Annotated in this window: 1 protein-coding gene; it reads right to left on the bottom strand. The window is 62.6% G+C overall.

Annotation, left to right across the window (positions count from 1 at the left end):
• Nucleotides 1-10,592: peroxidase family protein (locus AC1Q80_RS30675; protein ID WP_492362919.1), on the bottom strand; the 10,592-nt coding region annotated here is incomplete at its 3' end.
• Between the last annotated feature and the right edge of the window lie 659 nt (nt 10,593-11,251).

The following is an 11,251-nucleotide window of genomic DNA, read 5'->3' as shown; positions in this document are numbered from 1 at the left end:
GCACGTCCGTCACCGGCCACATAGTGATCGAGCAGCTTGATGAAGGGGTTGGTGTCGAGAAGCAGCGCATGGGTGCTGCCCATGAAGTTGGACGTCATGGCCGGAAGCATCGCTTCGTTGATGACACCGTTGTCGACCAGCCCGGCAAAGTAGGTCCTGAACGCCACCTGCCCGCCCGGCAACGAGGCCGAGTGGAAGAGCGTGTTGTTCTGCCAGTGGTGCAGGATCAGTTCACGCAGCGTCGGCAGCAGATTGAAGTTGCTGTTCGACGGATCCGTCGCGCCCTGAAGCAGATGCGAGCCGAGACCGCCCGAACCGTTGCCTTCCCGCAGGAACTGGCCGACCAGCTCGTTGGAACCATAGGCCTGGTTCTGGTCAGCGAAGGGCGAGGTCTTGTTCAGGTGCTGCGGTACGCCGTCGACGATCGAGTTCACCGTCCCGCGGGTCAGGTCGGCCGGGTTGCCCGATCCCGGTGCGCCGTTGCCCGGTGCGCCGATGCGGATCGTGCCGTTGCCACCCTTGCCGAGGAAGTCGAGACCGTGGTCGAAGTACTGGCCGAACGCCATGAAGAAGATGTTGGCGTCCTTATCGTTCTTCGGCAGGTCGAGTTCCTGGCTGCCGAGGATGTTGCTGATGTTGCGCGGGTCGAGCCCCGAGAAGATCGGATTGACGTTGTTGTTGCCGGTCGTCGGGTCGTAGGCGCCGTAATGCGCATCGGTGATGCGGATGAAAGGTTCGTCAGCCGCACCGAACGCGGGATGGGCGGCATTGTTGCCGTGGCCGGAGAGGTCACGCACCCCCGGAACGGAGTCGTCGTTGCCAGGAATCTCCTGGCCTCTGACCAGGTTCAACAGCCCCGAAACGTCGCGATCAGTCAGCGCAAACGCACCGGTGATACCATCGCCGTCGTTACCGCCACCTCCACCACCGTCGGCACCGCCGTCGTTACCGCCACTTCCGCCGCCCCCGTTGCCGGACTGCACAAACGTTGGCGAGGCCCCGTTAGGCAGAGTCGGGAACGTGATCGTATGGTTACCGTTCGACAGGATCGTCGTGCCGTTGGCGAGATTCGAGCGCGTGTAATTGGCAAGCGTCGAACCGGGCGCCAACTCGATGACATCCTGTGGCCGCAGCGTACCGATGATGGTGTCATGGCCACCCATCGACTTGAAGACGATGCGGTGCGCCGAGGTCAGTGTAGAGATATCGACCGTATCGTTACCCGTCGAACCATCGATCGTGATGGTGTTGGTGAACAATGTGGTCGCCGCGAAATTGCCGATGACCTGGAAGCTATCGATACCACCGCCACCGGTGATCTGGATCTCCTCGATATTGGCAAGTTCCGCGACAACCGCGGCACCGCGCGTGATCACGATCTCGGTGGCTGCCGCGACCGTGATGCCGGCCGCGATCGCATCGGCCCGGGCATAGACCCGGAAGGCCTCGGCGCTCGCGTTGCCCACGATCCGAACCGTGTCGGTGTCGCGGCCGCCGTCGACGATGTCACGCCCTTCGGTGGAACCGACGATGATCAGATCATCGCCGCGATCGCCAAGGATCGTGTCGTTGCCCGCACCGCCATTGAGAATGTCGTCGCCACGGCCGCCGTCGATCGTGTCGTTGCCGGCCCCGCCATTGAGGATGTCGTTGTCGCGATCGCCGAGGATGGTGTCGTCGCCATCGCCACCATCGACAGTGTCGGCCCCGCGGCCTGCGTCGATCGTGTCACTGCCGCCAAGGCCGGTGATGGTGTCGTCGCCACGGTCGCCCGTGATCGTATCGGCTCCCGCCGTGCCCACGAGGATATCGGCGGCACGGGTGCCAACGATGGTGGTTGGCGGCACCGGTGGAATGTTGGTGCCGACGGTTGCCGTCGGAAGCGAGAACACCTCCTCAAGCACGCCGTGGGCATCCTGATAAACCATGCGCAGCCTGATCGGCAGTCCGTTCTCCGCGTCGGTGATCGTGAAGCTCGGGCCATGCGCGCGCTCCACTTCGCCGGCTCCGAAGGTTTCGATGTCTGCGAAACCGGTGCCGTCATCGACCTGCCAGAAATAGGAGACCGGGAATGCCGGGACGACTCCGCCCGGATTGTCCGCATCGGTCAGGCCGGCCATGCTTACTGTCAGCACATCGCCGATCTGGATGCCGTTGGCGGGCGTGTTGTCAACGAGAACAGGCCTGCCCAGGGGCTGGTTGTTCCCGGCGCCGAGCACGACGGCCTGATCGCCGAATTCCAGCCGCTCGATGTTGCGGAGCGTGTCCGTCCCATCCGTCCCGACATTGTCCCTGACTGTCAAGGAGCCGTCAGCGTTGGTCGTGACGGTGTAGTTCGCGCGCGGGCCGGAGAACTTGGCCGTGTCGAAATCGGCGGTCGCCGATGTCAGGATCTCGCGCACGATCCGGAGCTGGCCCGGATTGTAGGTGCCGTTCAGCATGAACGGGACCATCGGTTCCATGCTATCGAACGAAGCGATTTCATCGCCCGTCCCGTCAATGTTTGCCCGCACGCTGATGCGCACGTTCAGCCAGCGATCGCCATCAATGATGTCGTTGCCGCCGCGGCCCTGGATGATATCGCTGCCGGCCCCCCCGAGGATGATGTTGCCACCATCGAAGAAGGTCGCGCCGGCAGGAAGCAGCGCCCGCAAACCGGCGATCAGGTCGATATTGGTCAGCACACTGCCCGTGGCGCCTGCTGTGCCAAGCGTCGTGGCATCGGAATCGTCACCATTGAGGACATCGCCGAAGCGCGAGCCGGAAAGGCCTTCGACGAAATCGAAGCGGCTGAGCGAGGTCGACCCACCCGGAACCGGCGGTTGATCGAAGAAGCGATCGGAGATGTCGATATAGACGCCGGCGTTGTTGTATTTGTACATCGCCCAATCGTAGCCGGAGCCGCCGATGTAGCGATCGCCGAAGCCGGTCTTGCCGGCCATGATGTCGTCGCCGCCTTCGCCGTTGAACTTGTCGTTCTCGCCGTCGCCGATGAAGACGTCGTTGCCGATGATCGGGTCATTGCCGAGCGGATCGAAATTGTCTCCAGGGGCGCCGTCGGAGGTGCCCTTCTCGATCCAGTCGTCGCCCTCGTTGCCCATATCCTGTTCGTTGGCCTTGCTGCCCAGGATGAAGTCGTTGCCCTGGCCGCCAATGGCCTCCGATGCGTCTTCGCCGGTGACGATGAAATCGCTGCCGAAGCCGCCGATGATCAGGTTGACGCCGTTGCCGCCATGCAGAACGTCGTTGCCGTCGCCACCCTGGATGTTGTCGTCACCACCCGTGTCGGTGATGATGTCGTCGCCGGTGCCGCCACGCAGCTGGTCGTTGCCATAGCCGCCGTCGATGCGGTCGTTGCCGGCATCACCCCAGACGGTATCGTCGCCTTCGCTCGAGATCAGGATGTCATTGCCGGCAGTACCGCCGAGAACGACATGCTCGTCACCGGTGTAGCGGAGATAGTTGCTGTCAGGTCCGGTAGTATCCGGGTTGTCGCGGATGACGAGCGGAAGCAGCGGATCGCCGTTTGTCGGGTCGTCGTTGCCGTTGACGCCAAGCCCGGTGTGCTGCGCCGCCTGGTTTACTTCGAGCGTGAAGCCGGGGGTCGTGAAGACGACACCGGGCAGATGCGTCGCATTCGAGTTCGCCATGATCAGCTTGGCGAAGGAATTGCTCTCGAGTTCAGCATTGAAGCTGAGACCTGCGGTGCGCTCGAGATAGTAGAAGCGGTCGCCATCCTGCAGCTTTTCGAGCTGATTCTCGAAGATGAAGTTGAAGGTGGAGCCCAGCATGCCGCCAAACGGCATCTTCTCCTCGGCGAGACCGCCGATCCACAGATCGATGGCATCGACGCCAGTGATGGTCACGCCGTTGGCGCCGCTCACCCAGTCTCCCGTACCGTTCAGGAAGTCGAGGCGGTCGGCCGGTGCACCGTCTCCGCCAAGGACCAGCGCCATGGCCGCAGCACGCTTGGCCGCCAGTGTCGTGGCGCCCGTGATCGTGGAATGCGTGCCGTAAGCGGCAATGAAGTTGATCAGCGAATCCGGGTGTTTCAGGCTCTGAACCAGGTCCGCCCAACTGGTGTAGGGCTTGAGCAGGACTTCGCCGGTCGACGTGTAGATCTGCCGACGGACCTCGTTCAGCGATGGAATGCCGGTGTCACGACCGCGCGCGAGGTTGATCGCGGGAAGGTCGAGCGGCAGGCCGAGCAGGTTGTTGCGCAGCGCCTCGGTGACGAACTCGTCGATCTCGTTGCCGGCCTGGCGGGTCACGCCGCGCACGATCGCGCTGACTGCCTCTTCCGGATCGGCGCCGCTGGCAGCAAAGGCAAGCGGGTTCAGGAAGGCGGCGATCAGCCCCAACTGTTGATCGGGATTGCCGGGGTCGGACGCGACGACACCGAAGTCGGCCGTGAAGCGGTCGACCGTTTCGGTCAGCATCGAATGGCCGAAGCGATAGACGGTGTGCGCGAACTCCGCGACGATCGAGGCATCGAGGTCGACGTCATAGACCTGTGTCGGTGCGAAGAAGAGATCGACATTGGGCTGGATGGTCCGGGCGAACTCCTCGAAGACCAGATGCTGATATTGCATCTCGGTACCGAATTTCGCGGTCTGGAACAGGCGCTCGCCATTCCATTGCAGAGCCGCGATCTCTTCGGGTGTCGTCGGGAATGTGGCCGGTCCGGTGTCTTCAATCAGCCATTCCTTGAGGAAGGCGAGATCGCCCGAGCTCAGCACCGTGTTCTTGGCCTGCTCGACCAGCCGGTTATGCTCGGAATGGAAGATCGCGTGGACCGCGGTGAGGCCGATATTCTCGTTCACGCGGCCGTCGCCGGCGATGTAATGCGCGTCGAGAAGCTCGTTGTCATAGGCGAGATTGTTGCCTCCCGGTCCGACGGGAACGGCATTTCCGGTCTCCGTATCGCCATCGGGCGCAAGCACACCGGCGTTGAACACCGGTACGGCGTTATGCGCGATGTCGTTGAGGAAGGCATGGCCGGTGCGCACCGCGTTCGCGAGGCTGATCGGAGCTGCCGGATTGCCTTCGACAAGCGTGGTGACATCGTCAGCGTTGCCGGCAATGCCATCCGGCCCATTGTTGACCCGCATCACAACCTGCGGGAAGCCATTCGGCCCCTTGATGAAATTGCCGTAGGCGTCGGTGGCCAGCAGCGGGACGTTGTCGAAATCGGCGTCGGTGAGGTTGATGCCAAGAATGTCGCGCGCTTGGGCCTTCACCACTTTCCAGGTCGCCATTCCACCGATTTCGGTGTCGTCAGCGGTTCCGAACGTCCCGTCGGCGCCGAGGTCCCGATTGGTGATCAGCCGGCCCGTCGCAACCGGATCACCGGCGGCGTTGAGCTGATAGCCACGCAGGAAGACCTGGTGCGAGGGATGCGAGGAATAGGTCTGGTTCTGGTCGACGAAAGGCGTGGTCGTGTTGGTATGCTCGTGAATGTCGTCGGCCGTCCCGACAACCCCGTCTGGACCTGGCTGGTTGGTCGCCCGGGTCAGGATCATGAAGTTGGTCGGGCTACCGGGAACAAAGAGCGGGTCATCCTGCTGGAGCGGGATGAACACCGTGCCGGAGCCGCCCTTGGTCACGAGATCGAGACCGTGGTCGAAGAACTGGCCGAAGAAGGTCATCCAGGCGTTGAACGGCGCGGACAGGCCTGCATCCGGCGCGATGTTCGGGATTTCGAAGACCTGCTTGTCGTCGCCCGTGCCGAACTGACCGTCGAGACCTGGGCTGGTGACGACCGTCAGGCCGAGCCCCTCGGCAACCGTGTTGAAATTGGTTTGCGCCGCCGCAATCGCCGCCGGATCACCGCCGGCTTTCGCCTGGGTAAGCGCCTGGAAGGCAACCGTGACCGCTGCGGAATCCGCCGCAATATTCTCCGATCCGGCATTGCGCAGCGCCGCTGCGATGGCGGCAGGGTTGTTCATGGTCTGGTCGACGATCAGGTTGCTGATCGTGCGCGGCTGCGAGTCGATCACCAGTCCGCTCGTCTGCTGGTAGGTGGTGCCCCCTTCTGCGGGCTTGAACACCGGTGTCGTGACACGCGGGAAGACGTTGTCGGCCGCGCCGAAGGTCTCGCTCTGGGCGTTATTGAGCAGGTTGTTGCCGGAACCATCGACGGTACGCAGGCCCAGCGGCACACGCGCGTTTGGCAGCAGAGAGGTCAGCGGCGTACCATCAGCATTCGCCTCGGCGATCTTGATCTGGTCGAGGATGAAGTTGAGATCCGAGCGCACCAGCATGATGCCCTCGCCGCCCGCCGTTGCATCGACGACCGGGATGGGCGCGACTGGCGGGGGAACCGGGGCTCCCGCGGCGACCGCCACAGTCGGAGCCGAGAACACTGTCTCGGTGACGCCATGGCCATCGGTAAAGATCGCCTTCACGCGCAGAGCCGTTCCAACGAGATCGGGGGTCACCCGGAAGGTGGTGCCATCGGCGCTTTGGAAAGCGAGATCCCCGAGCGGGAGCAGGATGATATCTTCGAAGATGCCTGAGCCTGGATCCGCCTCGAACTGCCAGTGATAGGATATCGAGCCGGGAATGATGCCGTTGACCGCACCGGGACCGGTGTTAGCGTCGGTTACCCCCGCAATCGAGACACGCAGCAGCTGCCCTGAGGTCGGCGTATTGTCGGCCGCGCTCGTTGTCGCGTCGAGAATGGCGAGCTGGCCGGTCGGGTTGACATTGAGGCCCACGCCGTTGGGAAGCGTCAGGCTCTGATTGGCAAATTGCAGCCGCTCGACATTGACGAGGGTATCGGTGCCGTCCGTGCCGACATTGTCGGTGACGGTGGTGATGCCATTGACCGTCGTGACCGTGTAGTCGGCAATGTTGCCGGAGAAGATCGCCGTATCGAAGGCGTTGTCATCGTCCCTGAGCTCGCGCACGGCCACGAGCTGGCCGGGGTTCCAGACCCCGTTCAGCATGTTCTGCAGCAGTTGCGGCGCCACCATGCTGTCGAAGGTGGCGATTTCCGCGCCGGTTCCATCGACGTTGGCACGCACGCTGATGCGCACGTTCAGCCAACGGTCGCCGTCGATCAGATCGTCGCCGCCACGACCCTCGAGCAGGTCACTGCCGGCGCCGCCGAGCATGATGTTGCCGGTGGCAAAGCCGGCGGTCGAGAGGCCCGCCTGGGCCAGGAGTGCACCCAGCCCGTTGATCAGGGCGACATTGGTCAATGCGCCCCCCGTGGCGCCGCCATGGTTGAGGATCGTGACCGCGTCTACGTTGTCGCCGCGCAGGATGTCAGCAAAGCGCGAGCCGGAAAGGCCCTCGACCTCGGCAAAGCGGTCGAGGATCGATGCCGGGGAAGCAGCCACGGGCTGGACGACGCCGGTGTTGGCCGCAGGCGTCTCGCCATGGGGCTGGGCCAGCGCGGCCAGCGTCAGGTCGACCGTGACGCCCTGCCTGTCGTTTCTGTAGGTGACCCAGTCGAAGCCGGACATGCCATCCATCTTGTCCTGGGCATCGCTGCCGACGAAGATGTCGTCGCCGCCCTCGCCGATGAACTCGTCGAAGCCGCCGCCACCGATGAAGATGTCGTTGCCGATGACGTTGTCGGCCAAAAGGGGCGCGAAGTTATCGCCAGGGGCGCCGTCCTGGGTGCCCTTCTCGATCCAGTCGTCGCCTTCGTTACCGGTCGGCGGCAGGCTGGTCTTGGCGCTGTAGATGAAGTCGTCACCACGTCCACCGAAGGTGGTCGAGATGTCCTCCATGGTGACGATAAAGTCCTTGCCGTCACCGCCGAGAATGAGGTTCCCGGCGCCGCCCACCATCATGTTGCCGGCGTGGATGACGTCGTTGCCGGCGCCGCCTTCGAGCCGGTCGTCGCCGCCGAGATCCTCGATGATGTCGTCTCCGTCACCGCCCAGGATCGTGTCGTTGCCGTAGCCGCCCTCCAGCCGGTCGTTGCCGGCGTCGCCGTAGAGTGTGTCGTCGCCGTCGCCGGAGATGATGATGTCGTTGCCCGCCGTGCCACCGAGAACGACATGGTCCTCGCCGGTGTACTTGAGGTAGTTGGTGTCCGCGCCCGCCGTCGCCGGATTGTCACGGATGACGAGCGGAAGGATTTCGACGCCGTTGATCATGATGCCGCCCGTCGGGTCGGCGCGGCCATCGGCACCAAGCCCTGTATGTTGCCGGGTCGGGTCGACTTCGAGCGTGAAGGTCGGCGTCGTGAAGATCGCGTTCGGCAGATGCGTCGCGTCGCTGTTGAGCATCACGAGCTTGGCGAAGGAGTTGTTCTCGAGTTCGGCGGCGAAATTCATGCCGGCCGTGCGCGACAGGTAGTAGAAGCGGTCGCCGTTCTGCAGCGATTCAAGCTGGGTCTCGAAGACGAAATTGAAGGTCGAGCCGAGCATGCCGCCAAACGGCATCTTCTCTTCCGCAAGGCCGCCGATCCAGAAATCGACGTCGTTGAGCCCGCCAAGCGAGCCGCCGGCAAACTCGCCGGTCGCGTTCAGGAAGTCGAGACGGTCTGCGGGCGCATTAACGCCATCCAGCACCAGCAAGGTCGCGGCCGCACGCTTGTCGGCCAGCGTCGTCGCGCTCGTGATCGACTCATGTGTGCCATAGGCCGCGATGAAATTGATAAGCGATTCCGCGTGCTTGAGATGACCGGCGAAATCGGCCCAACTGGTATAGGGCTTGAGCTGGCTGTCGCCGGTCATCGCGAAGAATTCGGTCCGCGCGTTGTTGAGCGAGGGAATGCCGGTGTCACGGCCGCGGGCGATATTCAGCGCCGGCAGGTCGAGCGGCAGTCCGAGCAGGTTGTTGCGCAGTGCTTCGGTGACGAACTCGTCGATTTCGTTGCCAACCTGGCGGGTGACGCCGCGCACGATCGCGCCGGTCGCCTGTTCTGGCGTAAGCCCGCTTGCGGCATAGGCAAGCGGATTGAGGAAAGCCGCGATGAGGCCGAGCTGCGGGTCGCCTCCGACGGTATTGAAGTTCGGGTCAAAGCGGTCGACCGTCTCGACCAGCATCGAATGGCCAAAGCGGTAAACCGTATGCGCGAACTCGGCGAGGATAGCCGGATTGATCGTCGTATCGTAGCCGTTGGGCGCCAGGAATTCATCGACCTGAGGCTGGACCGTGCGAGCGAACTCTTCGAACACCAGATGCTGATACTGCATCTCCGTGCCGAACTTCGCAGACTGGAACAGGCGTTCGCCATTCCAATCGAGTGCGTCGATCTGTGCCTGCGTCAGCGGAAATGTCGTGTTGGCTGCAAGCGGGGTGTCGAGCCATTGGTTGAGGAAGGCGACATCGCCCGTCGCCAGCGCAACGTCCTTGGTCTCTTGCACCAGCCGATTGTGCTCCGAATGGAACACGGCGTGCACGGCGGTGAGGCCGATATTCTCGTTCACGCGGCCGTCGCCGGCGATGTAGTGGGCGTCGAGAAGCTCGTCGTCGTACTGGCCGGCGGCAAGCGGACCGGTGTTGATGACGTTGTCGGCATCCGCGACCTTGCCCGTCGGATCGGCATTGTGCGCGATATCGTTCAGGAACGCATGTCCGGTGCGGGCAGCACCTGCGAGACTGATCGGCGCGGCCGGATTACCCTCGGTGAAGGTGTTGTCCTGCATCATCACCAGGGGGAAGCCATTGGGCCCCTTGATGAAATTGCCGTAGGCATCCACGGCCAGGACCGGCACGTTGCCGACGTCGGCATCGGTAAGATCAATGCCGAGGATGTCGCGGGCCTGTGCCTTGACCACGGCCCAGGTCGCCATGCCACCAATTGGCACATCGTCACCGGTGCCGAACAGGCCATCAGCGCCGAGATTGCGGTTGGTGATCAATTCACCGGTCGCCACCGGATCGCCATTGGCATTCAGTTCATAGGCACGCAGGAAGACCTGATGCGAGGCATTTGAGGCGTAGGTCTGGCTCTGGTCGACGAAGGGCGAGGTCGTGTTGGTCGCGGCCTCTCCCCCCGCAGCGCGCTGCAGGACCATGAAGTTCAGGGCGCCAGGCGCCGTGCTGAACAGTGGGTCATCGGGCTGAAGCGGAATGAAGACGGTTTCGGTCTGGCTCTGGCTCTTGGTCACCAGATCGAGGCCATGGTCGAAGAACTGTCCGAAGAAGGTCATCCAGGAGTTGAACGGCGCCGACAGGCCCACATCAGGAGTGACGTTCGGGATGAAGTTGACCGGAACGTCGTCGGCTGTGCCGAACACGCCGTCCAGCCCGGGGCTGATGACGGTGCTTGACCCCGGGTTCTGGGCGGCCGCGGCCTGAGCTGCCGGGTTGCCGTCCGTCTGATCGACGATCAGGTTGCTGATCGTGCGTGGCTGGGAGTCGACAACGCCCGCCCCCGGCGTCGCATAGGTGGTGCCCGCCTCCGCGGCTCGAAACGATGGGTCGGTGAGGCGCGGAAACGCCAGGTCAGCAGCCCCGAATTCGGGGTGGGCCAGATTGTTGAACGAGCCGTCGACGGTCCGCAGGCCGAATGGCACCTGGGCGCTTGGCAAGATGTCAGTGAGGCTCTCGCCCCGAGCATTCCGCTCGGCAATTATGATTTGCTGCAGGATGAATTCCAGGTCCGAGCGAATATACTGTACCATGCCACCCTCCCAAAGATTGCGTTCACCTTGGACAAAGCTTCGCCGCCGCACCAAACGAAGTGCGTTGCCGGCGGAACACGCCGTCGAAGCTATGGCCGAGACAGTTGGTGGCCCTCCACGGACCAATTATCGCGGATTATGCAAGCTCGTGCGTCTGAAGGCGAGGGTCTTAGGTCTAGCGATTGCAGAGACTAAGGTCCACGTTTGGATCCCTCTGGTGCCACAAGGCCCGTCATTCGAGCGCCGAAAGACCCAGGCTGGCACAGCTTGGTCGCATGAGCCTTGGCGGGAAAGCGGTCTTGGAACTCGAAAATCTGAGTGGTCGCCAGTTAGCTAAAACAGAAGTCCACGTCATTGAATGCTTGGTCTTCATTGAAGGTTGGGCATGGCGCGATTGCTCACTCTGGCTACGAAAGCATCAAGCCTTCGCAAGAAGCGCGCATTACAAACCGAGATGCAATAATAAATTGCAGCACTAAGCTCAAGGAAACTGTAAAATCATAACAGAAACCTTCACTTGAGAGCGCCAAGAACTATGCATTGCAGAACTTATCGAGAGTTAACCCAGAATAGTTACAAAAACCAAGACATGATCTAAGCATTGTGACTTCAAGTCTTTAGGCGTATTTTCAGACATATTCAGATCGGAGGACCATGCA

The sequence above is a fragment of the Ensifer sp. GW823-FHT05D09 genome (genome assembly GCF_058795755.1).
Note: the sequence above shows the minus strand (reverse complement) of the source record. Positions and strands in the feature narration are given on the sequence as shown.